Consider the following 24545-nt stretch of genomic DNA (forward strand, 5'->3'; position numbering starts at 1 on the left):
TGTTAAATCCTCGGAAAATGCGGGAAAAATCCACTATTAAAAATCGCCTCGCTTTTGGCTTGGCAGGTCTGCATTCAACTGCTTGGACTCTATCTTTTGCTGCTGTATTCTGGGGTTTTAATAGCAAAAATTTTTCGGAAACGGCTTTAGCTCAACCTGTTGTTCCAAGAGACGAGCGACTCGTGGCGCCACCGCCCTTGCGTGTACCGCCACCGCCGCCTGCCAATTTCAACCGGGATATTAACCCAGCTTTTCGGAATCGGCCCTACCGCCTGGGCCCGGGAGACCAGATTTCTGTTCAAGTTCAGCGCTTCCCAGAGCTAGGTTTTACAGGTGCAATCAGCCCTGAAGGGGTAATTGTACTGCCGCTAATCGGAACAGTAAATGTGCGTGGTCTTACTGTCGAAGAATCACAGCAGCGCCTCCGCGAGCGCTTTGGCCAATTTATCAAAAATCCTCAAGTCTCGGCTGCTTTGCTGGTTCAGCGCCCCGTAGTGGTGACGGTGACGGGGGAAGTGGCCAGACCGGGTTTTTATCCGCTGCAAACCCCCCAGCTTCCTGCGGCTTTGGCGGCGGCTGCTGGGACTAATCCTACGGCCCAACTGCGAGGGGTGCGGGTGCGGCGGACTCTGCCTTCCGGTGATGTCGCGGAGCAAGTTGTTGATATTTTGACACCGTTGCAAACTGGTATTGCTCCACCGGATTTGCGTTTGGAAGATGGAGATGCGATCGTCGTACCGTATAAACAGGTTACGCCCGATCGCAAATCGGATCAAGATTTAGCATCCAGGTACAGCCTCGCTGCTGCTGCTGTCCCCGTCCAAGTCACTGTCACCGGAGAAGTCAGCAAACCGGGTTTTTACACGCTTCCGGCGGGTTCTGGTCGAATTTCGGCTGCTTTGGTGACTGCGGGGGGAGTCACGGGAAAAGCCGATTTGCGGGAGGTGCGAGTGCGGCGGACGCTGATGGACGGCTCGTCTGTGGAGGAACCAATCGACCTCTACACTCCCCTCGCAAACGGTAACGATTTGTTCGATTTTCCTTTGGCATCGGGAGATGTGATTGTCATCCCGGAATTGGACGCTAGTACCAAAAACCTAGACTACGACAAAGCTCTGGTTTCGCGGTCTACTCTGATTAAGCCCAGGATCTACGTTCGAGTTTTGAGTTACGCTAGTGGTGGTTTGACCTCGTTCTACGTTGAAAATGGCAGCAGGTTTTTGGATGCTCTCAACAACTTGCCTGTTAATCTTGCTGACTTGCGGAAAATAGCCCTGATTCGGTTCGACGAAAAGCAAGGTAGAACAATCAACCGTTCGATAGATGCTAAAGCTGCTTTGGAGGGCAATGTTTCTCAGAACCCGATGCTCGAAGATAATGATGTGATTGTTATTGGTAGGAATTTGGTAGAGCGCATTGGTTATGTACTAAACACTTTTACTCGACCATTCCGCGATACTTTGGGATTTATTCTGTTCTTTGAGCAGTTGAGAAATGGAGTAACAGATTTGTTCGGCCCGTCACGTAATGATAGGTAGTCATACTATTTTTGATTTTCGATTTTCGATTTTCGATTTGAGATGGGGAATGACTTATGCAATATGGGTTTAGCTCGCAGACCGAAAGTTCTAAGGTTTTTGGGGGATTTGTAGAATTAGTCAGCAATCATTAGTTATCGTTAACAATTAGCAATCTAAAATCTAAAATCTAAAATCTAAAATCTAAAATCGTCATGACTTTATCCGTTGTTAAACGTTATTTAATTGCTTTCGACCAATACAAGTGGGTGGGACTGGCTACTCTCGCGGTGACTGTGGGGGTGTCGGGAGTAGTTGCTTTGCAGCCAACTCCGCGGCCCGTTTACGTTGCTGTAGGTACGCTGGGCTACGACAGGCCGAAGGTGATTTTTTCATCGACTACTACTAAAATTCAACAGGAAGGACAAGAAATAACTAAAGATATGCTGCTGGATAGAAGGGTGGTTGAAGCAGCAGCAGAAAAACTCATCAAACCCGAAGAAAAATTAAACAAAAAAGAAGCGAAAGAAAAAATACAAGCTTTGGCTGAAAAGCTGGGGAAAGACGTGCAGATAAAGATGCCAAGTAAGAATAATGACCCCAGCGCTTTGATTCAAGTATTGTACAAAAATGCCGATCGCAAAAAAGCAGAAGTGGTACTAGAGGCGCTGATGATCGAAATGGTGGCTCGCAGCAAAACTATTAATACTTCTAGACTGCGTGAGACGATCGCCCAAATTAACGAGCGTTTGCCGAAAGTAACTCAGGAACTTAGAGAGACGGAAGCAAAACTTGAAGCCTACGAAAAACGAGAAGGAACTTCAATTTTAGCAGCTCAGAGCGGTGCTTTGCCGCTAGCGATTACCAACAGCCAACAGCAGCAGCGGCAACTCCGCGTGCAGTTGGGAGGAATAGAAGCTCAAATTAACAGTTTGCAGGATCGCTTGGGATTGAATGTGGAGCAAGCTTACGTCGCTCAAGCACTCTCTGCCGATCCAATTATTGCCCAACTGCGAGTGCAATTGTTTTCGATCGAATCTCAGCTCAAAATTCTCCGCAGCGACTTGCAGGAGGAACACCCGAAAATTGTAGAATTGCTCAAACAAAAACTTGCTTTTGAGCAGCAGTTGCAGCAGCGGCAATCTGAGGTACTCGGCGGTAACGGGGTGGCGGCTCCGCTCAGAAGTGCCGCTCGAATTCGGGTAGACTCTTCTTTAGATCCGGCCAGACAGCAGTTAGCTCAAAGTTTGATTGCTTTGCAAACGCAGCGGGATACTGTGCAACAGCAACTCCAAGGAATCGAGAAAACTGAACAAGAATTGCGTCGGGAACACGCGACAATCCCCAACAAGCAGTTAGAACAAGCGCGGTTAGCCCAGCAAGTGGCGTTCAAAAAAGCTCTCTACGATAAGATGCAGTCGGCTTTGGTAGATGCTGAGGCGGCGGTAGCTGAGACAACGGGGAGTTTGACAATCGCCCACCCTCCCAAAACTGATGACGTTGAGTCAAACAAGAGAGGTTTGCCCGTGATGCTGGCGGTGGGCGGATTTGTGGGATTGCTGCTGGGCGGGGGGTTGATATTTTTGTTGGGGATGCTCAACGGCAAGTTTTACAGTTGGGAAGAAGTGCGGGCGGCTTTGGTGGAAAAAGAGGTGCCGATACTGGGAGTTTTGCCTGAAGTGACGGTGTTTGATTCCTACGCCGATGAAATGCCTTTGGCCCTGGAGGCCAATTCTCCCTATTTGGAATTTTACGAGCGGTTGCGTACTAATTTGCGCCGGATTGGGGACAAACCGGTGAAGGTGGTGTTGTTGACTTCGGCGGCGCCTTTGGAGGGGAAAAGTTTTAGTGCTTACAATTTGGCAATTGCATCGGCTCGATCGGGTAAACGGACTTTGCTAATTGAAGCAGATTTGCGATCGCCTTCTAACGTTGAATCTTTGAAAATTTCTGCTGATCCTTTGGCGGCGGTGGAACCTTTGCACTATTACGGCAATATTAGCGAGTGCGTCCTTTTGGTTCCAGAGGTAGAGAACCTATACGTCGTGCCGAGTCCCGGCTTTTTGCGACAAGCCTCCGCCGTACTAGAATCAAGCGAAATGCGGAGATTGTTTGAGGATGTTCGCAACCGCTTTGATTTTGTGGTTGTGGATTCTCCGGCTTTGAGCGAGTGCAACGACGCGCTGACGCTGGAACCGTACACGGACGGTATGATTTTGGTGGCGAGGCCTGGTTACACTTTGTCTAGTATGTTGTCTGAGGCTGCGGATCAGTTGCTGGAATCTGAGGAGGACGAGTCGCATAAATCTGGGCCGCGGCTGTTGGGAGCGATTATTAACGGTGCTGATATTGCGGTGAAGTTCCGCAATGATATTGATATTGATGAATGGGAGTTGCCTTTGAGTGCGATCGGCGATCGCGCGATCGAAGTGCGATCGAGGCAATTACCGCAGCACTCAAAGCCTAAAAATAAGGCTATTAATAGTAAATTGAGATAATTTATCTGGCTTGATTCTTGTAAAGCAATCCTCAAGAAAATGTGAATGTTTTTTAGGTGCAACCTAAGCAGGTTAAGCCGAAAGCACCGTTAACAGCCCGTCGATTTTAGATTGGGAATTGATATAAATTCTGGTTGCTTTGGAATGATTAAACCGCAGAGGACACAGAGAACACAGAGTCAGAGAACAGAGAGATGAATCATTTCTATGCTATTAGATTTTAGATTTTAGATTTTAGATTGATATCAATTCTGGTTGCTTTGGCCTGATTAAACCGCAGAGAACACAGAGAACACAGAGTCAGAGAACAGAGAGATGAATCATTCCTAGGCTACCGAATTTGACATTAAAAATTGACTCCACAGATTCATCTGGGAGCGTAAACATTAATCTAAAATTATACACTTGTCAACAGTCAACAGTCAACAGTCAACACTCATTACTTGAAAATGTGTCATCGCACTATTGATTGGATTCCGGGCGTTTGGAGTGTTTACTCTGGATAAACTGTTCCAAATCGGCGATCGCATCTTCAAAATCCGACAAATTAATTTTCGCAGGTCTAGTCTTCTTCGGCAAACTCGAAGACTGACTCGAAGACTTAGCCGGAGGCGGTGGAGATTTAGGTTGTGCAGCTTGAGTGCTGTTCGATTCTATAGAATCGAACAATTCATCCAGGGACTCAAAAAATGATTGAGCCGAGGCCCGGCGTAAATCTTTCTGGTCGTCGTCATCCGTCATAAGCCACTCCATAGGGTCTAAAATTTGCCAACAAAGTCTGTGCGCCCCGGCGCGTGCAGATATTAGACATGAAAACCGACTAAAACAAGCAGGAGGACAGAATTTAACCGGGCGATGGGAATGCCTGTGGCTGAACTTGCTGCCCCATATAAAACCTGCAGCGGGCATTGTCAGCCTTCAAACTATATTTAACTCTACACCCGCCTACTGAGTGATTTGAGACTTTGTGTAGACCCAGCTCAAAATCATCGACCCTGAAAAAATCTCAGTTACGGCTCTTTCGTTGTCTAATTAACCCTAGTCTAGTCGAGAATAAGGAAACAGGACTTATGCAACTATTACCGCTGTTCAAGGGTTGCGATGGGAACGCGCCAGCTCGAAAGGACGGAAATACGGTGTTTTTTGCTTGAGTCCTAAGATTTCAAAGGCATTAGGAGATTTTAAGGTGACTCAGGGATTTGATTACGATTTAGCAATTATCGGCGCTGGCGTGGGCGGACACGGCGCGGCCATACACGCGGTTAGCTGCGGGCTGAAAGTGGCAATTATCGAAGCAGGGGACATGGGGGGGACTTGCGTCAACCGCGGCTGCATTCCCTCGAAGGCGCTGTTGGCGGCTTCCGGGCGGGTGCGAGATTTGCGGAATGCCCACCACCTGAAGACTTTGGGCATTCAGTTGGGGAGTGTGGATTTCGATCGCGGGGCGATCGCCAATCACGCTAATACTATTGTTAGCAAACTTCGTGGCGACTTGACCAACAGCCTCAAACGTTTGAACGTGGATGTCATCCAAGGTTGGGGCAAAATTGCCAGTGCTCAAAAAATTACCGTGGAAACCGATAAAGGCGAGAAAACTATTACCGCCAAGGATATTATTCTCGCTCCCGGTTCGATTCCCTTCGTCCCCCCTGGGATAGAAATTGATGGCAAAACTGTTTTTACCAGCGATGATGCTGTCAGGTTGGAATCGCTGCCGAAGTGGATTGCAATTATTGGCAGCGGTTATATCGGTTTGGAGTTTTCGGATATTTACACAGCCCTGGGCTGCGAAATTACGATGATTGAAGCTTTAGACCAATTGATGCCGACTTTTGACCCGGATATTGCTAAGTTAGCAGAACGAGTCTTAATTGCACCCCGCGATATTGAAACAAAAGTAGGTGTTTTGGCGAAGAAGATTACTCCGGGTTCGCCGGTCATTATTGAATTAGCTGATTTCAAAACTAAGGAAGTTGTCGAAGTTTTGGAAGTAGATGCTTGTTTGGTAGCAACTGGCCGAGTTCCGGTGAGCAAGAATTTGGGGTTAGAAACTGTTGGCGTGGAAACGATGCGCGGTTATATCCCAGTTAACGATAAGATGCAGGTTTTGGCGGCGGGAGAACCGGTGCAAAATTTGTGGGCGATCGGCGATGTTAATGGCAAGATGATGTTAGCGCATTCTGCGTCTGCTCAGGGAATTGCCGCAGTGGAAAATATTTGTGGCCGTGCCCGCGAAGTTGACTATTTGAGTATCCCGGCGGCGGCGTTTACTCACCCGGAAATTAGCTATGTGGGGATGACGGAACCTGCGGCCAAAGAGTTAGGAAAAACGGAAGGGTTTGATGTCGGTTCTGTCAAGAGTTATTTTAAGGGAAATTCTAAGGCTATTGCTGAAGGTGAAACTGACGGTATGGCTAAGGTGATTTACCGGAAAGATACTGGAGAGTTGTTGGGAGTTCACATTTTCGGTTTGCACGCTGCGGATTTGATTCAGGAGGCGGCAAATGCGATCGCCCAGCGCGATTCTGTGAACACTTTAGCATTCCGAGTGCACACTCACCCGACGCTTTCGGAAGTGTTGGATGAGGCTTTCAAACGGGCTGCTGGAGCGGGTAGTCATTAATCTGTAGGGGCAGTGTCTCGATTAGTGTCAACTTAAGTCTAAACCCTTGAGAAAACTCGTTTGCATTCCAGTCTAGATCCCCCTAAATCCCCCTTAAGAAGGGGAGTAGGGGTTGACTTTGAAATCCATTTCACCCCTTTTTAAAAGGGGCTTGAATGCTCTTATCCCCCCCTTATTAAGGGGGGCTAGGGGGGATCGAAAGCCTATCGGAGCAACAAAAGACTGGTACTATGTTTGACGTGTTTGTTGACACCAATGTGCGATCGTGACCGCCCCTTTTTGAGAATTGTGTTTAAATGGAACTGAATCAACGCAAAGAATTATTTAGCAAGGCTTATGTCCGTGCTGTGGCGGCAGTGGCCGGCTGTTCTGTAGATCGACCTGAGAATGATTATGATAGCGTGGATCTCTGTATCAAGGCGATCGGCAGCGATCCAATGCAACCGCACCGCCTCGAATTGCAGTTAAAATGTACTTCAAGAGATGTACTCGATGCTGAATCTGTGCGATATCCGCTCAATGTCAAAAATTACAACGACTTGAGAGTCACTGCCTTTATTCCCCGCCTGCTGGTTGTCGTTTTAGTACCGGAAAATATAGGGGAATGGATACAACAGTCAGAACAGGAAATGTTGCTTAGACATTGTGCCTATTGGGTATCGCTGAGGGGAATGCCTGAAACTAGAAATATAAATCGCATTACTGTTGAATTGCCCCGCCGGAATCACTTTACTCCACAGGCTCTTGAGTCAATTATGCAGCGTATTAGCAAAGGAGGTTTCCCATGAAAGTAACTGTACGGGATTTGGAAGTTTTCAAAAGTTTAGATGTGAATGTAATTATAGCATATTTACAAAAAAATGGCTGGCACGAACACAGCCGAATTTACGACAATAAAGGAGCGATTTGGGTCAAAAAAAATGATGCAGGAGATGTGTTTGATATCGGGCTACCTTTGACAAGGGAGTTTGCGGATTATCCAGCTCGGATGGGAGATGCTATCAAGACGCTGGAAGTGTCAGAAAATAGTTCTCAGTTAGAGATTTTAAGCGATTTAATTACTTCGTTAGACAATACTGAGATTCAGGGATTTGTTGTGAAAGTCGATCGGGAAGAAGGGGAGAAATTTGGTAAGGTTGCGATGATGGGATTTGTTGTGGGTAAGTTGCAGAAAATCTATCTCGAATTGAAAGAAAATGATTTCAATTTGGCACGGGAAGCTTATCAGGAAAGAATTCCCGTCACTTGCGGCGGCGATTTTGTCAAAGAGGGCGGATACTTTGCTGTGAAAAATCTGCGGGAGTTTGCTTTGATGGTGGAGGAAGCTAAAGGAGATGAAATTGCGAGCGCAGTTATTTAGACTGGCGGTAGAGTGCCGATCGCATTTTGGGCTAATTCTAGAAATTGCTCGCCGCAGTTAATTTGCTCTGCCGCTTGCTCGACAGTGACAGTATCAAGTCCCCCGTAATCCCCACTATTTCGCAAGTCTTGAGCATCGATTAAGAATCGGTGAAACTCAGCAGGAAGTCTTCCTGTGCGGGCAAATTCTCGGCCAAAAGCTCCAATTACTGCAGCATGGCTGGAAAATGACATTCCTTCGCCATCTAAAAATGCCTCAGCAATGTAAAACATGGCATAATAAGCGCGAGATGCTGCATAGTCTGGGAAACCATTATTTAGTAATAGCTTTGCCGCCGATAGACTTTGACGAGCTTTCAGAAGCAAGTCTAATTGTTCGGGTTTCATAAAGCTATTCCCTCTTTACGAATGTTCCTCAATAAAGGCCCGTTGTAATGTATAAATCGCTGTTCGTCCATAAACAGACAGCTAATCACTTCATCATTTTGGAGCGACAAATCGGCTCGAATGTGGCTGGTTCTTTTAATTTCTTCGCCTGGGTTTACTTGCCCTTTGAGGACGACTAAAATATCAATGTCAGAGTCGGGGCGTGCATCGCCTCTGGCTTGGGAACCGTAGAGTACCATTTGGGTGAGGCGATCGCCGTAGAGTTGCTCGAAGTGCGATCGAAGTTGCATCAGTATGTTCTTAAGTTTATCGTTAATGGTCATATTTGTGATAAATTATTTAAGGTCGATATATCCTCTGTGCTAAAATTCCTGTCTAGGAACAGGATTAAGCATAAACCAGGTGCGAGGTGATTTCAAGTCAAGATTGGACATTTCCAGAAGCAGCTAGCCAGAAAATACCCGAATCCTGGGGCGATGCACAGCCAAACAAAAAGAAACCTGGTTGGCGGTGGCGAGATCCAACAAATCAGGGAAATGGTGTAAGGATTGACAAAGGGGATGCAGATAGCAGTTTTCCTTCTCAGCAGGTAGACCACGTTATTCTTAGAAAAGACGGTCAAGTTATCGGTAAAAATGGTCAACCCATCGCAGGTAGCATCAAAAATAATCCCACAGAAGCTCACATCCCTTTAGATGAATGGTTGCAATGGCAAACCTGGTACGCACCTTAGTCAAGGAGAAAGTTGTATGGTAAAGTATCCGAAAATGAGAGAGGAGTTGTTAGAAACTCTCCGCAGTTTGGCAGATAGAGAATATCAACATAAAGTTTGGCTAGAGAGCGATTATCCGCCCGGAATTGAGTCCGACAGTTTTGATGAGGCGGTTCATTTTCTTTACGACGATACTGTGTTGGCAGAAAACCCGGATGCGGCGATCGGAGTAATTATTGAAGATGAAAAAGAAGCCCGTTTGATCTCAGCAGTTTGTCAGGCTATAGACTTAGTTTTTGAGGCGTTGGGGACAGAAGCTTCTGATGAGGAGTATATTAAATGTTATGAGTGGACAAGCGTAGTTGAGGCGGCATCGAGAGCGTTGCAGGCGATGGAAATTAAATCGCAGGAAGCGGTTAAGGTTTAAGTTAAAGTGCGATTCCCGACGGGATAGCTACCCTTCACGCACTTTAGGCAGAATGGCTGCAAATCTGGCTAAATTTTGGCAACCACAAAAGGGGATTCGAGATCGACGAGCGACCAGTTTTCATCAATAATTTTGAGATTGGTATCTAAAATCAGAGTCAGTTCGCCAATTTCATCATCGCCATCATCGCTAACCAGGTTGTTTTCAACCGCAGATAAATCGGCTTTGAGTAAAAATTTAAGTTTAATCCAGTGAGAAGTGGAATGCTTGTTGATGATATTCGTGCCGATCGATCGCCCGATCAACTCAGCACAGATTGGATGAATGAAAGCTATCTCTTCATAAAACTTATTACTATCCCAATAACCGCGTATTTTGTAATTGCAGGACTCTAGATGTTTCTCTATGACGTGATTCAGGGCGATCGGTGCTAATAGTTGAGCAAGTTCATCCCAACTTTGGTGATTGGTCACAGTTACTGCATTCATCAGATTCCATTGGGTTGTCTGCGATCGGGATTATTTCGTTATACCAAATACCCCACTCCGATTTTCTCCTACTCACTATAGTTTGTCTTATCAATGGTTGTCAAAGCGGTAAAAATCCCCTATGGTGTTGGAGAAAAAGAATTAGTGATACTCAAAAAAAGAGCGATCGCACCTCAACAATAGAAGGGCGATCGCCACGAGCGGTTTACATTTTTTCTTATTTCACTCCTGGGAATTGGCAATCAAGCTGCCAACTACAGAAAACGAGGGGTTTCAGACTAGAACCTAAAAACTGTCCGGACTATTGATATAAGAACGGTACTTAGTTGTAGCTTCGCTAGCTTAATAATCGGCTTACTTACAAGTTACTTTGGTCAGGTACATTGTACATTTTTCACAAAATTCCCATTCAGAAGTTTTTGGATTCCACTGCATAGTGCCGACGGTACTATCACGAGCAAAATCTAAACTTACGGCTTGGGTATATTGATTTGCCTTGCAAAAAGCATTGGCGCCTTGCTGACGTGCTCTTTGATTTAGCCCACTAGCGCCTTTTACTACTACATCAACAGGAATATTCTCTCCTTCGGTTGGATTGAGAAAAACACGGATGTCTTCACTGCTTTGGGCTTTTGTTGGGAGGTTAGAAGCAAGGGTCGAAATAGTTAAACCTATAACGAAAAAAACACCGAAAATTCGTTTCATACTTTTCATAACTGTTGAGTGGAAATCTTTATGTAAATATCATCTGCAAAAACTTCCTTTTTGCCAGTCGGAAAAAGTCGGTAATTAAACAACCGACTCAAATAGGAAAAAGTAGGAAAAAGTCGGATACAATCAGTAAAACTCTAATAACAAAGCAACCTATGGACGTTCAAGAAGTCTTAAAACTTGCCGACGACCTAGTTTTTATCAATACGGGAAAACACTTAGATAATCTGGAAGAGGTGATACTGCGGGGAACTTTACAAGGTCTGAAATACTCAAAAATAGCCGATGAATCTCACTGTACTGAAGGTCACGTCAAGGATATTGCATCTGAATTATGGAAGCTACTATCAGAAGTATTAGGCGAAGAAGTCAATAAAGCAAATTTTAGAGTTAGATTGGAGCAAGTAAAATTATCAAATCCCTGGAACTTCAATAATAAAGACTGTGTACACATTGGTAACGTCAACGTCTGTGAAAATAGTTCACAGTCACCAAAATTCCCCAACTCACCAATTGATGAAGAACCTCTAAACAAAGGCAACACTGAACCAAAATTGCGTCAATTCTTAGCTGAAATGCCTAAGTCGGGAATTTTCTACGATCGCACATCCGAACTCACCACCCTCAAAGAGTGGATTCTACAAGAAAACACCCGCCTACTCGCCATACTAGGCATAGTCGGCATTGGCAAAACCGCACTCGCCGTACACCTAGTAGAACAAATCAAACATGAATTTGATTTCATCATCTGGCGAAGTCTCGCCACATCTCCACCCCTGTCAATACTTCAAAAAAATATAATTCAATTCTTCTGTAGGGGCGGCGCCCCCGTGCCCGCCCCAAACGCCGACGGCGTGCCCGCCTTCGGTAGGGGCGGCGCCCCCGTGCCCGCCCCCTCCCCAGAAGAAGGGGCAACCACGGGGGGTTTGCCCCTACTGAACTACTTGCAAAAATACCGCTGTCTGCTGATACTCGATGACGTACAAATGGTAAATAGCAGCGGACAACTCGCTGGCAATTATAAACCTGGATATGAAGATTACGGCACACTCTTCAGACAGGTAGGAGAATTATCTCACAACAGTTGCTTAATCCTGATAGGGTCGGAAATACCCAGAGAAATCGCCGCATTAGAAGGCAAAAACCAGCCCATTCGCTCATTACAACTCAATGGTTTAGGTGCTGAAGCGGGGGAAATCCTTAGAGAAAAAGGTTTAACTGAAGATGCAAAATTTTCCGAACTAATTGAACAATACAGAGGCAATCCCTTGTGGTTAAAAATAGTTGCTACAATGATTCAAGATTTGTTTAACGGCAGCCTATCGGAATTTTTGTCGGAGGATACACTATTTTTAGGTGATTTAGAATCTTTACTGCATCAGCCATTTAATCGCTTATCCGAGTCAGAAAAACAGGTAATGTCATGGCTAGCGAGTGAAACCGCGCCAGTTTCCCTCTCAAAAGTGCCAGAGAATCTGCAATTATCTCGATCGCACTTTTTGCAAGTGATGCAATCCTTGGGACGGCGTTCATTAATTGAGAAAATCCCGGAGGGCGATCGCACATTTTTTACCCTTTGCCCGATACTAAAAGAGTATGTCAAAACTAACTATTCCCGCCCAAACATAGAAAAAGAAGCCCGATCGCCCTTATAATATCCTTAGTATTGGGAAGCCAAAAACCATGTCACTCACACAAACCCAAGTAACCTATACTGAAGCTCTGGCGAATCTTGATGAATTGTGCGAACAAGTCATCAGCGATCGCGATGCCATCATCATCACCCGCAAAGACGGCGAAAACGTAGCCTTAATTGCCGCTGACGAGTTGGCAAGCTTACTGGAGACATTACACCTGCTGCGATCGCCCAAAAACGCCGATCGCTTGTTAAGTGCCCTGAAACAGGCAAAAGCCAGAACAGCCCAACCTCAGACTGTCAGCGAATTATCTTGAACTTAGAAATGTGCGATCGACCTTTTGGTAAAATTTGGGAATGCGCGATCGACCTTTGTTTATTGAATTGGCTTTTCAGTCCTCTTTTAGAGGACTTTTGCTATGAGACGGGGGTTTTCAACCCCCGGCGGACTTGCGGGTTAGCGAAGGGATTTTGGCGGCAAAATGTGCGATTCCCTACAGGATAGCTAAGCTTCACGCACTTTATCAACATTTTTTTATAATGGAATCCAATCCAATTTATCAATCCATTCTTCAGCTTCCGAAGTCTCCCAAACTATCACAATTTCTTCTGCCCATCTGCCTAAACTTGCACTTGGACGCACCCAAAACAGTCCCCAAATTTGTCCTCCCGTTGCCCAATATTCCTCCAAATGTCCAGGAATACTTTTGCGGTTATCCGTTACCAATAGCCTTTGCGATGATTCCAAATAGCTGATGATTTCTGGATCGAGGGTTCCTAATGGCGGTGCATTTGCGTCGCCCACCCGCAAAATATCTATCTCCGGCTGGAGTTTTAAGACAGCACTTTTAAGCTTAGGCGGCAAATTTTCATCGAGTAAAAAACGAATTTTCACTTGAGTAGAAGTAACTCCTGTTCTCGCTGTGCTTTGATTGCTCTTACACGCTTTACTACATCAGAAGGTTCCTTAGCCAACCATTCCTGATAGCGTTCTTCCCGCCACTTCGCCAGCCGCAACATATAAGCATCCATCTGCCTCCGATTTTGCAGATAATAAGTTAGCGTTGCGTAAATTTTCTCTAAATTCAAACTTGGTAATTCTTCCAGAATTTGGTCTGGCGAATATCCATCCAAGTAATATTTAATTACATCGTCAATGCCGATCCGATGTCCTTTGATGCGGATGTCATCGGGGTCGAGAAATTCAAAATAGTCTTCTAGTTGCATCGGTTTATCTCCGAATACTTAGTTAATCGCATTTTATCATAAATGGAAAAGGGCGATCGACCTTATATAATAGAAACTTGTTACGATCGCCCTTTATCCCCTTATCATGCTTCAAATCCGCCGTCGTCCCCCCAGCACATCCGTCTCCGTACTCTACTTAGGCAGATCGCACAGCAGATTCAGCAAAATTTTCTTCATCTTTGTCGCTCAAACCAGTTCCAAATTCAGTATATTGTCGCACTTGAGGATGCCTAAAACCGAGTACAATATCTTCTTTAGGAACACCTGCAGCCAATAAATCAGTCGCCACTCCTTCTTCAGTATCATCATATTGAATCCAGATTTTATCGCCGATTAAATTGATGTGGATTGGTGTGGCGTGAAGGTAATTGTCATCATTCCAACCTATATCCAAAACTAAATATCCTCCTCGTTCATCATCAAATAACAGTTGAGAATGATAGCCGTCAGGTATAGTATTGCGGTATTTAGCGTGTTCCTGAAGTATGCTTTTGATAATTTCTTGGTATCTCAATCGGGTATCCATTGAAGTATTTCCTCACTTTTTACATCAAAAACAATCAGTTTAACAATTTGATTTTTTAATAACACTTGCCCTAGTTCTATGGTAAATACGCTCTTAAAAGCAGGCTTAGAAATAGCAAGATAGAGTTTTCTATCGCTCTGCATTTCATTAAGCACTTGGTGGTAAAGAACGTACTGTCCCAAAGCCTGTTCCAAATCTTTTACATCCGATCGTCCTACAAAACTCTTGACCTCAACAACTATTTTTTGGGTGTCTTTTTCAGCATTAATTAGACGTTCTGCACCCAAGTCAGCAGATAAACGCTTGCGACCAATTTGCATGGAAAATGGATCGTGAGTAATTGTCCACCCATCCTTTTGCAAGGCACGCTTAACTGTATCGTGATAAATATCTTTAGCTGGCACGCATTAGCTCTCAGGCTAGGAGGATTTACTGTAACCATTATATAATAGGTTGAAACTTGTTGCGATCGCGGTAAGGTATAAATCCCCAGCCTAAAAACCTCGCTGTCAACTGTCAACTGTCAACTGTTTATCCCCCTATCATGCTTCAAATCCGCCGCCGTCCCCCCAGCACATCAGTCTCCGTACTCTACCTCAGCTACCAAATCGCCGTACCCGACGCCGAACCTCAGCACATCCTCGAAGAAATCGTCTGGGAAAAAGAAGCTGAAGTAGCCCAAAAGCGCGATCGCACCCCGTTAGCCGATCTTCACAAAAAACTCCCGTTTGCACCGCCCATCCGCGACTTTCTTGCCGCCCTTAAAAACGGCAAAACCACACCCGCTATCATCGCCGAAGTTAAAAAAGCTTCCCCCAGCAAAGGCGTAATTCGCGAAGATTTCGACCCGGTGGCGATCGCCCTAGCTTACCAACAAAACGGCGCCAGTTGCATCTCCGTACTCACCGATGAAAAGTTCTTTCAAGGCAGCTTTGACAACCTCGCTAAAATCCGTGCCGCCGTCGATTTACCCTTACTTTGCAAAGAGTTTATTATCTATCCCTACCAAATTTATCTCGCCCGCATTCACGGTGCCGATGCTGTACTTTTAATCGCAGCTATTCTATCTGACAAAGACTTACAATACTTTGTGAAAATTGTCAAGACATTGGGCATGACAGCTTTAATAGAAGTTCACACTCTCGAAGAACTCGATCGAGTATTAACCCTAGAAGGCGTCAACCTAATCGGCATCAACAACCGCAACCTAGCAGACTTTTCCGTCAGCCTAGAAACAACCGGTCAACTATTAGCCGATCGCCAAACCGAAATTCAAGCAAAAGGCATCCTCATCGTCAGCGAGTCAGGAATCCACACTCCCGACGACCTAGCTAAAGTTGCCAGCGCCGGAGCAGAAGCCGTCCTCATCGGCGAATCTCTGGTCAAACAGCCCGATCCGGGCGCCGCTTTAGCCTCGCTGGCCGATCGCCCTCCCAGCCTGTGAAAGGCGAGACCGCTTGACAAAGCACCCTTAATTCTGATAAAAAGTGATTAAGTAGGTAAATAATGAGAATTTCTAGCCTGCATCGACTCAAGCGCTACTGTAAAAAAGAAATAGCACTGAAAGCTATATTGCATAGAAATATTTTGCCAGAAAGCAATTAAATCTATTCTGTAAGCCTGTCGATCGCAAGATTTAGCGTGTCCAACGCACCCAGCCCCGAATATTCGATCGGCAAAGCAGGGGTTATTGTACGGTTAGAAAACAAATAAAAAATCGGGCATCTAATGTTCACCGTGATGCCTCATGCAATTGCAATGGGGTATCGGTTCGCTGAGGTATATTAGCTTTCATGGAGCCAATCCCCCTTCCTTCGTACATTCATTATGAATTGCTACTTCAATTGTTAGAGCGCAAAACGATGTTTGCTGTCAGTCCACAATCGCCGCAGCAGCAACAAGTGCACCAACTTATTATTACACTGCGTAAAGCCCTTGCCATTCAAAAGCAATTAGAACAAAGCTGCGAGCGATCGAACTTAGCGGTAGAACACCGCTGGTCTCTAAATGAAATTAACCACAAGGGAGTTAAAAGTTAAAAAAGTTAGAGTAGCGACGTGACGGATCGTATTTGATTTATTCTATATAACTCCCACCGAAAAACTTAGGACAATATCATGGACAACAAATTAATGCTGATGATTCCCGGCCCGACGCCGGTGCCTGAAGCGGCATTGTTAGCGATGGCAAAACACCCGATGGGCCACCGCAGCAAGGAATTTGACGCGATTTTTGCAGAATGTACCGAAAACCTCAAATGGCTGCACCAAACTAAAAGTGACGTGCTGAGTTTAACGGTTTCTGGTACCGGCGCGATGGAAGCTGGGATAATTAATTTCTTGAGTGCGGGCGATCGAGTTTTAGTCGGCACCAACGGCAAATTTGGCGAACGCTGGGCCGAAGTCGCCGAAGCTTACGGTTTAAACGCCGAAATTATTAAAGCCGAGTGGGGCCAACCCTTAGACCCCGAAAACTTCCGCGAAAAACTCGAAGCAGATACAGAGAAGCAAATCAAAGCTGTCATCATCACGCACTCGGAAACCTCTACCGGCGTCCTCAACGACCTCGAAACCATCAACCGCCACGTTAAAGCCCACGGTGAAGCTTTAATTATGGTTGATGCTGTCACTAGCTTAGGCGCTGTCAATATTCCGATGGACGCTTGGGGAATCGATGTCATTGCTTCGGGTTCTCAGAAAGCTTACATGATTCCTCCAGGTTTGGGTTTTGTGGCCGTCAGTCCCAAAGCTTGGGAAGCTTACAAAACTGCAAAACTGCCCCGCTATTATTTGGATTTGGGCAAATATAGCAAAGACGCTGCCAAAAATACCACTCCTTTTACTCCCCCTGTCAATATGTTTTTTGCCCTGCAAGCATCGCTGCAGATGATGAAAACAGAAGGGTTGGAAAATGTTTTCGCGCGGCACAAACGGTTGATGACAACTACTCGCGCTGCTGTAAAAGCTTTAGGTTTGCCGTTGTTTGCTGCTGACGATGCCGCCAGCCCTGCGATTACTTCGGTTATGCCGCCAGAATCCGTAGATGCTCAAAAAGTGCGGACTTTGATGAGAAAGAGATTTGACATTGCTCTCGCCGACGGACAAGACCATTTGAAAGGTAAAATCTTCCGAATCGGTCATTTGGGCTTTGTGTGCGATCGCGATATTCTAGCAGCAATTTCCTCTTTAGAAGTTGTGCTGAGCGAATTGGGTCATGAAGGCTACACTCCTGGTGCCGGCGTTGCCGCTGCTGCCAAATTCTTGGCTGAATCCTAATCTCAGTTGTTAAAGGATTTTAGATTTTTGATACTCTCTAAAATCTAAAATCCTTTTAATATGCTTCGGATAACCAATCAAAGATTTTATCCAACTGTTCGAGAGTGACTAAACCGTATTGCCACAGAACCATCGGCAAGGAATTCGGGTCTCGATCGCGATGCCGCTGTTTGTTATCGCCGACACGTTCTGCGACAGCAATTGACGCGGGCGAAATTGCCAAATCTTCTTGTAAAAATCGAATTAATCTAGTGTATGTAGCGGGTGCCATGTGATTTCACCTCTAAGTATAGGACACCATTTTCTGATGTGAACCTGATGTTTTTGATGAGTAATAAGCCAGTTTTAAATTTGTCTTGTTACCGTCGATAGGTTTTAAAACGCTATTAGCGGTTGAACTGCCAAACGTAATGCTGAGTGCGAGCGCACAAGCTAACCTTTCCCAAAAAGTGAAAGGTTTTGCAATTTGGCTGATGTCTGCCCGATCGACTGGTAATCGCGATCGAACCTAAACTGAATACCTCGGCATCTCTGCAGCGCGAATCAGAATAAATTCTGCTACCTAAAACTACTAAACCAGGTTCAGAGTTTAACTTCATCTGCCGAAATGCAGAATCCGCAAATCTACTTCGGCAAAATTAGTTAGATATTTCGATCTAACCCGAAACTGCTACCACAAGTTAAGTTTGCCAATTCCCGCCAATTAACTTGGCTCGTAGCATATTACTTTAGATAGGTTTAGTAGATTTAGCTCGATCGCCAGAACTTCCAGAGAATTTCTTTTCGTTTTGCTACACCTTGAGGCTGAGTATCGTCTCTCAGGATTGGTAACGAGTCGCTGACCCGTCTGATACCTGCGACCAACCATCTACAGCTTCGGGAAACAAGCTCAAGTCCTGACTGACTGAGATCGACATCGTAGCAAATGTTTGGGTGTTTGTACTGAATGTTACATTAATATTCTAATAGATTTTATCAATTTTTGTAAAGTTTCTAAATTTTCTTGGGTATTCCGAAGGCAGGCAGGGCTGTTTCATTCTCACCAAAAACATGAATTTTGACTCTGTAGGGGTAGTGCTACCCCTACTCCCCGTGCCTACCCCCCCGTGCCTACCCCGCCACAGACGACTGCACAGGCGTTTGGCACATGGGGGCAGCCACGGGGGGCTGCCCCTACAAGAGAATGAAACAGCCCTGCGAAGGCAGGGGGCTCTCTGGGCGATGGAAACCGGGGGATTGTGTCTGTCTGCAGATTTTACGGAAACAGTCCGAAGTTTTAGTCGAAAAACTCGATTTCAATACGATCGCCCTTTTTGACACCGAGTTCAGCAGCCCGCCCGCCCCGGAGTTCAATAACTCGATCGACAACTGTATCGGGCCCGTAGGTAGGACAAGGATCTTCAGTACAAGGAGGTGCAGAAACTTCGATCGCCTCAACCACCCCATCTCGCAGAAAAATCATATCCAGAGAAATCTTGCAATTTTTCATCCAAAAATTGACCCGCCGCGCCGGTTTAAACTCAAACAGCATTCCTCTGTCATCCGGCAAAGAAGTTCTGTACATTAAACCCATAGCCTGCTGTTCCGGTGTTTTCGCCACTTCGAGTTCGATTGGGCGATCGCCTATCCGAGCTCTAGCAGAAACAGGCAGCACTTGACCCGATGTTATCGCCGTCGGAGACTGCGAGGCCAAAATACCAGTAGCACCAGCATTCGCGATCGGTAAAGTCGGCGAACATCCCAGCAAAAATATACTTACTCCAATACCGAGCAAATTAGTTAAATAATTCATAATGATTTTAGATTGTTGACTGTTGACTGTTGACTGTTGACTGTTGACTGCGTTGAGTGATGACAACTGACAACTGACAACTGACAACTGACTGATGACTAATGACTGATGACTTCTTCAAGCTTCCCGCATCACATAGCCAACACCGCGCACCGTCTGAATCAAGCGCTTTTCGCCCTCATCTTCAATTTTGAGCCGCAGATAGCGGATGTAAACCTCAATCACATTCGACTCACCCAAAAAGTCGTAACCCCAAACATTTTCCAGAATTTGTTCGCGAGTCAAAACCTCGCGGGGATGTTCCATCAAATACTTTAGCAGCTCATATTCCTTCATCGTCAGGTCGATCGCCCGTCCATTGCGTAAGGCCCGCCTAGAGGCCAAATCCAAAACTAAATCGCCAAACCTCAATTGTTCGTTGCTGCTGTTATCCGGCTGCAAATACAAGCGCACCAACTGCAAAAACTCCTCAGTGCGGTAAGGTTTAAGAAAATAATCATCCGCACCAGCTTCCAGACAAGCTACGCGATCGTCAACTGTATCACGACCGACCAATAGCAGCACCGGCGCCCGATTGCCAATACTTCTGAGGTGAGAACACAGTGACAGCCCCGACTCAGCGCCAAGTATGCGATCGATTACAATCAAAGCTGGCTGCAATTCATGAGCTAAATGTTGGCCTGTGGCGGTATTAGAAGCCACTACCGGTTCGTAGCCGGAGGATTTTAAGTCGAGACTCAAGTGTCCGGCGAGAACTTCGTCTGTTTCAACTAGCAGGACACAGGGATTGCGATCGAGAGTAATTGCAGCCATTGAATTGACCTGTGGAGACCATAACTGTTCTAGCACGTTTGATGGCCGTTGGTTGTTAACTGTTGGTTGTTGGCGGTTGACAGTTGACAGTTGACTGTTAGCTGTTGGCTGTTGTTATTTGTTATTTGTTGTTATTAGACTTCTCCTAAAAAGCAGATTTTGAACAGGCATCCTGCCTGTTCCACGATAATTATGGGAGATGTCTATTCGTTATGGGTTATTTGCGAGTTGCTACCCATTACCAATTCCCAATTCTATAATGCCCAATGCCCAATGCCCCATGCCCCATCCCTCCGCTTCGCTCCGCCCAATTCCCAATTTAAATTATGAGTATCATCGTATTCGGCAGTATCAACATCGACCTAGCAGCAAAAACTCCCCGGTTGCCACAGCCAGGGGAAACTATCATCGGTAGCAATTTTTTCACGGCAGGCGGCGGCAAAGGAGCAAATCAAGCCGTCGCGGCCGCCCGTCTCGGCACTTCCACCCACATCATCGGTCGCGTCGGCAACGACAAATTTGCTGAAGAATTATTGACTAATTTACAATCTTATGGTTTAAGTACAGACAATGTATTAATAGACCAAAACACTCATTCAGGAGTGGCAATTATCGCGGTAGACGAGACAGGTCAAAATAATATTATTGTGATTCCGGGGGCGAATAACAATGTCGGTGAAGCAGATATAGAACGTCTCAAAAAACTGTTAACAGCAGCTACATCTTTGCTGTTACAGTTAGAAATTCCCCTGGAAGTTGTCCAAAAAGCTGCGAAAACTGCTCGTCAAGCGGGGGTGCGAGTTATTCTCGATCCAGCACCGGCTAGGGCGGATTTGCCACTGGAACTTTATCCGCTAATTGACATTATGACGCCGAATGAAGTGGAAGCGGGCCAGTTAGTCGGTTTTCGGGTGAATGACACGGAAACAGCGATTGTAGCTGCCAAACACTTGCAGGAGCGTGGGGTCAAGAATGTTATTGTCAAATTGGGCGATCGCGGGGCTGTTGCTGTTACTGCGGATGAAACCTTTTTTGTACCGGCTTTTGCTGTGGAGGCGATCGACACTGTGGCTGCTGGCGATGCTTTTAACGGCGGTTTGGCCTCTGCATTAGATGCCGGTCTGTCCTTGTCAGAGGCGGTGCGGTGGGGCGCAGCAGCGGGCGCTTTGTGCACAACTAAAGTGGGTGCTCAAGGTGCTATGTGCGATCGGGCAACTTTTGATAAATTTTTGCATAATTTAATTTGAATTTGTCAGGTGCCGAAGGCGCACCCTACTTTAACTTGTAAAGCTAATTCGCCGCTGGTTTGCATCATCTCTATCTGTCCAGTAGTTTAGGGCAAGATAAAGAAGATATTGCCTGTAGGGACACAACAGTGTTGATTGGTTTCAACTTAACATTAAACCGACAGTCCGACAGTCCGACAGGGGTTGAAACCCCTGCCTCAAAGCTAAAGTCCTCTCAAGAGGACTGAGAATAAAAATTTTTAAACTCATTATATCATGTCCGATCGATTAACCATAATATCCCGGTCGGGGCGGGTTTTTGAGATGGTCAATTAGTGGCAGGTATTGTTGGTGAACCCGCCCCTACAAAAATCGCGATCGCTCGATCGGACATGATATGAGTATAAAATTTTTTAAACTCATTAGTCCTCATAGCGAGGACTTTAGCTATTAGACAGGGAATTCATTCCCTGGCGGACTGCTTTAACTTTAACCATTCGGCCGCTGAATAATTGTTTCAACTACCCGTCGCTTAACTTTTGGATCGATACCAATCAGCCGCACGTATTCGCCGCCGTGTTCCGCCAAACAAGTTTCTAAAGATGCAACCACATCTTTTTCTTGTTCAGTTTTAATCGTCGCGCAGCTTTGCCAATAACCAGTTTTAAATCGGCGATTATCTGCATATTCCATGCCAATTTTGCAGCCTCTTGCTAACAACTGCTTTACTTGTTCCAATACCTCGGAACTTAGCCGCGCCGCATGACCGTTACCACCTTCAGAACTTGGCTCAACGTAAGCCTTATAATATTTGGAGGACGGGTCGTTTAATTCACTTTGCGTGGGCGCAGCAGCAGGAGGATTGGGGGTTCCTTGAACGTTGAACAGGCGCGATTGGTTGTATTCATCTACTAAGCGCATTTCCTTAATCCGCTTTTGTTGGCCCACCATCAAACTGCCCATTTCTAATAAATGAGCGAGGCTGAAATTCGGGTTATGGAAATCTGGCGCTGCTTCCAAAGTGTTTACCAAACGCTTGGAAACTCGCTCGATTCCTACTTTGTGAATGAATTCGCGGATTTGTTCGTCATAAATGCGCGATCGCAAAGCGCTAAAAAAGTCGATCGCCTGATCGGCAAAATTATCGACTAACGCGACAATATCGGTTTTTGACAATTTGTCAGATTCAAAAATTCCCCCAACAATGCCAATTTTATCATCCCGGCTCGGTTCCCAATAAAACTTTTCCATCCGCCCGTCGCGAATCAGCGGCGCGTACAGGGTAGAAAAATCATTTCCGGTGACAATAATCGGCACTCGGTGCAGGGGCGTACTGTCATAACTTCCTGGTAACTGCACGTTAGTTGGATTATCAGCAATATTCATCAGAGTCGCATTGACCATCTGAGTATTGACAGTATATTGAGTAGTAGTATCGAACCTGCCAGCACCAGCATCCAAATCGTTAATAAAGATGGCGCACATCTCACCCCGCACCCTAATTTGCTCCGCAGCTTCCCGGTAGCGCAAGCGAATTAAACGCGCTGGATCTCCAGCATCCGGGCTTTCTAATTCCCCACCAGATATCATCACCGGTTCAAAGCCCATCCGCCGAAAAACCAGTTCGGTTTGAAAAGTTTTGCCTTCTCCTTTGCGGCCGTGAATTCCCAAAATTAGGGGAACTCTTACCCCTGGCAAATTTAAAAAGTTCTTAGTGACGTGCACCGCAACTTTATCGAGAAAGTTAGGAGAAATGTAATAACTCATCAGTAGATTTGTGAGGGATTAATGGATGTTACTGTTATGATTTTATGACAAAACTAACAGCCTGCACCGCTAACCTGGATTTTTACCGTACAATCGAGGTCTGTATATTATGTGTTAAGGAGCGATTCGTGAGTCCAGAAACCTTACTAAAAGAACCAAGCGTGCAAGCCGAAGCCAGTCCCTTCAGTTCTGAGAGCTTCGACAGCTATGTAATGACAACTTACGGGCGTTTTGCGATCGCCCTAGAACGGGGCCTCGGCTGCCGCGTTTGGGATACCGAGGGCCGCGAATATCTCGATTTTGTGGCTGGTATTGCTACCTGCACTCTGGGACACGCCCACCCGGCAATGATTGCAGCGGTAACTCAGCAAATTCAGACCCTGCACCACGTTTCTAACCTTTATTACATCCCCGTACAGGGGGAGTTGGCAAAGTGGCTTGTAGACCATTCTTGCGCGGACAGAGCCTTCTTTTGCAACTCCGGCGCGGAAGCTAATGAAGCGGCAATTAAACTCGCTCGCAAGTACGCCCACGAAAAATTAAATATCTCGAATCCGACAATCATTACGGCTGTTGCGAGTTTCCACGGGCGGACTTTGGCGACAATTACGGCAACGGGACAGCCTAAATACCAGAAGGGTTTTAGCCCTTTGGTGCCGGGATTTCACTATGTGCCCTACAACGATATTAGTGCGATCGAAAGTGCGATCGAGCAACTCGACAAAGACGAACGCCAAGTAGCTGCAATTATGCTGGAAGCGCTGCAAGGCGAAGGCGGAGTTCGCCCCGGAGATATCGCCTACTTCCAGCGCATTCGGGAAATTTGCGACGAAAAAGGTATTTTGCTCATTCTCGACGAAGTGCAAGTCGGGATGGGACGCAGCGGCAAATACTGGGGCTACGAAAACCTCGGCATTGAACCGGATATCTTTACGTCTGCGAAAGGGTTGGGCGGCGGTATCCCGATCGGCGCTATGCTGTGCAAATCTTCCTGCGATGTATTTGAACCGGGAAGTCACGCCAGCACATTCGGCGGCAATCCTTTTGCTTGCGCTGTAGCTTTGTGCGTTTGCCAAACTTTGGAACGGGAAAACCTTCTGGAAAACGTGCAGCAGCGCGGGGAACAGTTGAAAGCAGGGCTCAACAAGTTGGCGGCCGAATATCCGCATTTAATTGCCGAAGTGCGCGGCTGGGGTTTGATTGTCGGGATGGAATTGCAAGCTGACATCGAACTTACATCCGCTGATATTGTCAAATCTGCCATCGCCGCAGGAGTTTTGTTGGTTCCTGCAGGGCCGAAAGTGCTGAGGTTTGTCCCGCCGCTGATTGTCACTGTCGCTGAAGTCGATCGAGCTCTGCAGGCGGTAGAGTCAGCCTTGCGCTCTCAAGCGGTACAGTAAAATCTACTGAGTTGATTTTTGTTAGCTGTAGCGCTGAAGTTCGCGCAATATCCTAGATAACTCACTTAGGATCGTCAATTAAATAATTTCCCTTTTTTCTTGTGGGATGGGCGTCCCGCCCGCCCAGAAAGGACGGGCGG

28 protein-coding genes are annotated in these 24545 nt (G+C 46.1%); 14 read left to right on the forward strand and 14 right to left on the reverse strand.

Going from position 1 to position 24545, the window contains the following annotated elements; all coding sequences use genetic code 11:
• Positions 1-17 precede the first annotated feature (17 nt).
• A complete protein-coding gene (locus QUB16_RS19555) occupies positions 18-1538 on the forward strand; it encodes a polysaccharide biosynthesis/export family protein (protein WP_333318604.1) in 1521 nt (506 codons plus the stop codon).
• Between the two features lie 194 nt (positions 1539-1732).
• Complete coding sequence (locus QUB16_RS19560; RefSeq protein ID WP_333318606.1) at positions 1733-4015, forward strand: lipopolysaccharide biosynthesis; 2283 nt, start codon at positions 1733-1735, stop codon at positions 4013-4015.
• Between the two features lie 462 nt (positions 4016-4477).
• Here QUB16_RS19560 and QUB16_RS19565 read toward each other — a convergent pair whose 3' ends face one another.
• Positions 4478-4768, reverse strand: coding sequence for a hypothetical protein (locus QUB16_RS19565; protein ID WP_333318608.1), 291 nt, complete (start codon positions 4766-4768; stop codon positions 4478-4480).
• 433 nt (positions 4769-5201) lie between these two features.
• Here QUB16_RS19565 and lpdA point away from each other — a divergent pair, with 433 nt between their 5' ends.
• The 3 genes from lpdA (at position 5202) to QUB16_RS19580 (ending at position 7998) form a co-directional block, all read left to right on the forward strand.
• A complete protein-coding gene (gene lpdA / locus QUB16_RS19570; RefSeq protein ID WP_333318610.1) occupies positions 5202-6638 on the forward strand; it encodes a dihydrolipoyl dehydrogenase in 1437 nt (478 codons plus the stop codon).
• A 296-nt stretch (positions 6639-6934) separates the two neighbouring features.
• A complete protein-coding gene (locus QUB16_RS19575) occupies positions 6935-7426 on the forward strand; it encodes a DUF4365 domain-containing protein (protein ID WP_333318612.1) in 492 nt (163 codons plus the stop codon).
• On the forward strand, positions 7423-7998 hold the full coding sequence (locus QUB16_RS19580; protein ID WP_333318614.1) for a hypothetical protein: 576 nt from the start codon (positions 7423-7425) through the stop codon (positions 7996-7998). The genes QUB16_RS19575 and QUB16_RS19580 overlap by 4 nt, the downstream gene beginning before the upstream one ends.
• Here QUB16_RS19580 and QUB16_RS19585 read toward each other — a convergent pair.
• Together QUB16_RS19585 and QUB16_RS19590 are read right to left on the reverse strand one after the other, a co-directional pair.
• The gene (locus tag QUB16_RS19585; protein ID WP_333318616.1) at positions 7995-8384 is read right to left on the reverse strand and encodes a HEPN domain-containing protein; all 390 of its coding nucleotides are present in this window, start codon (positions 8382-8384) and stop codon (positions 7995-7997) included. The two genes, QUB16_RS19580 and QUB16_RS19585, sit on opposite strands and share 4 nt — an antisense overlap.
• The gene (locus QUB16_RS19590; RefSeq protein ID WP_333318618.1) at positions 8381-8707 is read right to left on the reverse strand and encodes a nucleotidyltransferase domain-containing protein; all 327 of its coding nucleotides are present in this window, start codon (positions 8705-8707) and stop codon (positions 8381-8383) included. Before QUB16_RS19590 ends, QUB16_RS19585 begins: the two co-directional genes overlap by 4 nt.
• 86 nt (positions 8708-8793) lie before the next feature.
• On the opposite strand from QUB16_RS19590, the gene QUB16_RS19595 reads away from it, so the two are divergent.
• Both QUB16_RS19595 and QUB16_RS19600 read left to right on the forward strand, forming a co-directional pair.
• Positions 8794-9117, forward strand: a complete 324-nt coding sequence (locus QUB16_RS19595; RefSeq protein WP_333318619.1) for a hypothetical protein — start codon at positions 8794-8796, stop codon at positions 9115-9117.
• Positions 9118-9133: 16 nt separating this feature from the next.
• Complete coding sequence (locus tag QUB16_RS19600; RefSeq protein WP_333318621.1) at positions 9134-9523, forward strand: SCO4402 family protein; 390 nt, start codon at positions 9134-9136, stop codon at positions 9521-9523.
• A 68-nt stretch (positions 9524-9591) separates the two neighbouring features.
• On the opposite strand, the gene QUB16_RS19605 is transcribed toward QUB16_RS19600, so the two are convergent.
• Positions 9592-10011 (reverse strand): hypothetical protein, encoded by a 420-nt coding sequence (locus tag QUB16_RS19605; protein ID WP_333318623.1) that lies wholly within the window; start codon positions 10009-10011, stop codon positions 9592-9594.
• A gap of 354 nt (positions 10012-10365) precedes the next feature.
• Positions 10366-10725, reverse strand: a complete 360-nt coding sequence (locus QUB16_RS19610) for a hypothetical protein (protein ID WP_333318625.1) — start codon at positions 10723-10725, stop codon at positions 10366-10368.
• Between the two features lie 152 nt (positions 10726-10877).
• Between QUB16_RS19610 and QUB16_RS19615 the strand changes: the two genes are divergently transcribed.
• Both QUB16_RS19615 and QUB16_RS19620 read left to right on the forward strand, forming a co-directional pair.
• The gene (locus QUB16_RS19615) at positions 10878-12377 is read left to right on the forward strand and encodes an NB-ARC domain-containing protein (RefSeq protein ID WP_333318626.1); all 1500 of its coding nucleotides are present in this window, start codon (positions 10878-10880) and stop codon (positions 12375-12377) included.
• A gap of 28 nt (positions 12378-12405) precedes the next feature.
• Entirely contained in the window at positions 12406-12675 is a 270-nt protein-coding gene (locus tag QUB16_RS19620; protein ID WP_333318628.1) for a type II toxin-antitoxin system Phd/YefM family antitoxin, read from the forward strand.
• 218 nt (positions 12676-12893) lie between these two features.
• On the opposite strand, the gene QUB16_RS19625 is transcribed toward QUB16_RS19620, so the two are convergent.
• The 4 genes from QUB16_RS19625 to QUB16_RS19640 all read right to left on the reverse strand — a co-directional run bounded on the left by QUB16_RS19625 (position 12894) and on the right by QUB16_RS19640 (position 14536).
• On the reverse strand, positions 12894-13253 hold the full coding sequence (locus tag QUB16_RS19625) for a DUF5615 family PIN-like protein (protein WP_333204798.1): 360 nt from the start codon (positions 13251-13253) through the stop codon (positions 12894-12896).
• Positions 13250-13585 carry a DUF433 domain-containing protein gene (locus QUB16_RS19630; RefSeq protein WP_333090952.1) on the reverse strand — a complete coding sequence of 112 codons (336 nt, stop codon included), beginning with the start codon at positions 13583-13585 and terminating at the stop codon, positions 13250-13252. The genes QUB16_RS19625 and QUB16_RS19630 overlap by 4 nt, the downstream gene beginning before the upstream one ends.
• Positions 13586-13742: 157 nt before the next feature.
• Positions 13743-14132 carry a XisI protein gene (locus QUB16_RS19635; protein ID WP_333318630.1) on the reverse strand — a complete coding sequence of 130 codons (390 nt, stop codon included), beginning with the start codon at positions 14130-14132 and terminating at the stop codon, positions 13743-13745.
• Positions 14117-14536, reverse strand: a complete 420-nt coding sequence (locus QUB16_RS19640; protein ID WP_333141588.1) for an element excision factor XisH family protein — start codon at positions 14534-14536, stop codon at positions 14117-14119. Before QUB16_RS19640 ends, QUB16_RS19635 begins: the two co-directional genes overlap by 16 nt.
• 140 nt (positions 14537-14676) lie before the next feature.
• On the opposite strand from QUB16_RS19640, the gene trpC reads away from it, so the two are divergent.
• The 3 genes from trpC to QUB16_RS19655 all read left to right on the forward strand — a co-directional run bounded on the left by trpC (position 14677) and on the right by QUB16_RS19655 (position 17407).
• On the forward strand, positions 14677-15576 hold the full coding sequence (gene trpC / locus QUB16_RS19645; protein WP_333318632.1) for an indole-3-glycerol phosphate synthase TrpC: 900 nt from the start codon (positions 14677-14679) through the stop codon (positions 15574-15576).
• A 349-nt stretch (positions 15577-15925) separates the two neighbouring features.
• Positions 15926-16171, forward strand: a complete 246-nt coding sequence (locus QUB16_RS19650) for a DUF5340 domain-containing protein (RefSeq protein ID WP_041623669.1) — start codon at positions 15926-15928, stop codon at positions 16169-16171.
• Positions 16172-16249: 78 nt separating this feature from the next.
• Complete coding sequence (locus tag QUB16_RS19655) at positions 16250-17407, forward strand: alanine--glyoxylate aminotransferase family protein (RefSeq protein WP_333141592.1); 1158 nt, start codon at positions 16250-16252, stop codon at positions 17405-17407.
• A 55-nt stretch (positions 17408-17462) separates the two neighbouring features.
• On the opposite strand, the gene QUB16_RS19660 is transcribed toward QUB16_RS19655, so the two are convergent.
• The 4 genes from QUB16_RS19660 to nblR form a co-directional block, all read right to left on the reverse strand.
• Positions 17463-17678 (reverse strand): DUF2949 domain-containing protein, encoded by a 216-nt coding sequence (locus QUB16_RS19660; RefSeq protein WP_333318634.1) that lies wholly within the window; start codon positions 17676-17678, stop codon positions 17463-17465.
• A gap of 115 nt (positions 17679-17793) precedes the next feature.
• The gene (locus QUB16_RS19665; RefSeq protein WP_333318636.1) at positions 17794-18006 is read right to left on the reverse strand and encodes a hypothetical protein; all 213 of its coding nucleotides are present in this window, start codon (positions 18004-18006) and stop codon (positions 17794-17796) included.
• A 677-nt stretch (positions 18007-18683) separates the two neighbouring features.
• Entirely contained in the window at positions 18684-19199 is a 516-nt protein-coding gene (locus tag QUB16_RS19670) for a DUF192 domain-containing protein (protein WP_333318638.1), read from the reverse strand.
• A 117-nt stretch (positions 19200-19316) separates the two neighbouring features.
• Positions 19317-20012, reverse strand: coding sequence for a response regulator transcription factor NblR (gene nblR, locus QUB16_RS19675; protein WP_333318640.1), 696 nt, complete (start codon positions 20010-20012; stop codon positions 19317-19319).
• A 326-nt stretch (positions 20013-20338) separates the two neighbouring features.
• On the opposite strand from nblR, the gene rbsK reads away from it, so the two are divergent.
• Entirely contained in the window at positions 20339-21259 is a 921-nt protein-coding gene (gene rbsK, locus QUB16_RS19680; RefSeq protein ID WP_333318642.1) for a ribokinase, read from the forward strand.
• 468 nt (positions 21260-21727) lie between these two features.
• On the opposite strand, the gene QUB16_RS19685 is transcribed toward rbsK, so the two are convergent.
• A complete protein-coding gene (locus QUB16_RS19685) occupies positions 21728-23005 on the reverse strand; it encodes a ribulose bisphosphate carboxylase small subunit (protein WP_333318644.1) in 1278 nt (425 codons plus the stop codon).
• Between the two features lie 128 nt (positions 23006-23133).
• Between QUB16_RS19685 and QUB16_RS19690 the strand changes: the two genes are divergently transcribed.
• On the forward strand, positions 23134-24405 hold the full coding sequence (locus QUB16_RS19690; RefSeq protein WP_333318646.1) for an aspartate aminotransferase family protein: 1272 nt from the start codon (positions 23134-23136) through the stop codon (positions 24403-24405).
• The last annotated feature ends 140 nt before the right edge of the window (positions 24406-24545 follow it).

This window comes from Microcoleus sp. D3_18a_C4 (assembly GCF_036702415.1).
Taxonomy (GTDB): Bacteria; Cyanobacteriota; Cyanobacteriia; order Cyanobacteriales; family Microcoleaceae; genus Microcoleus.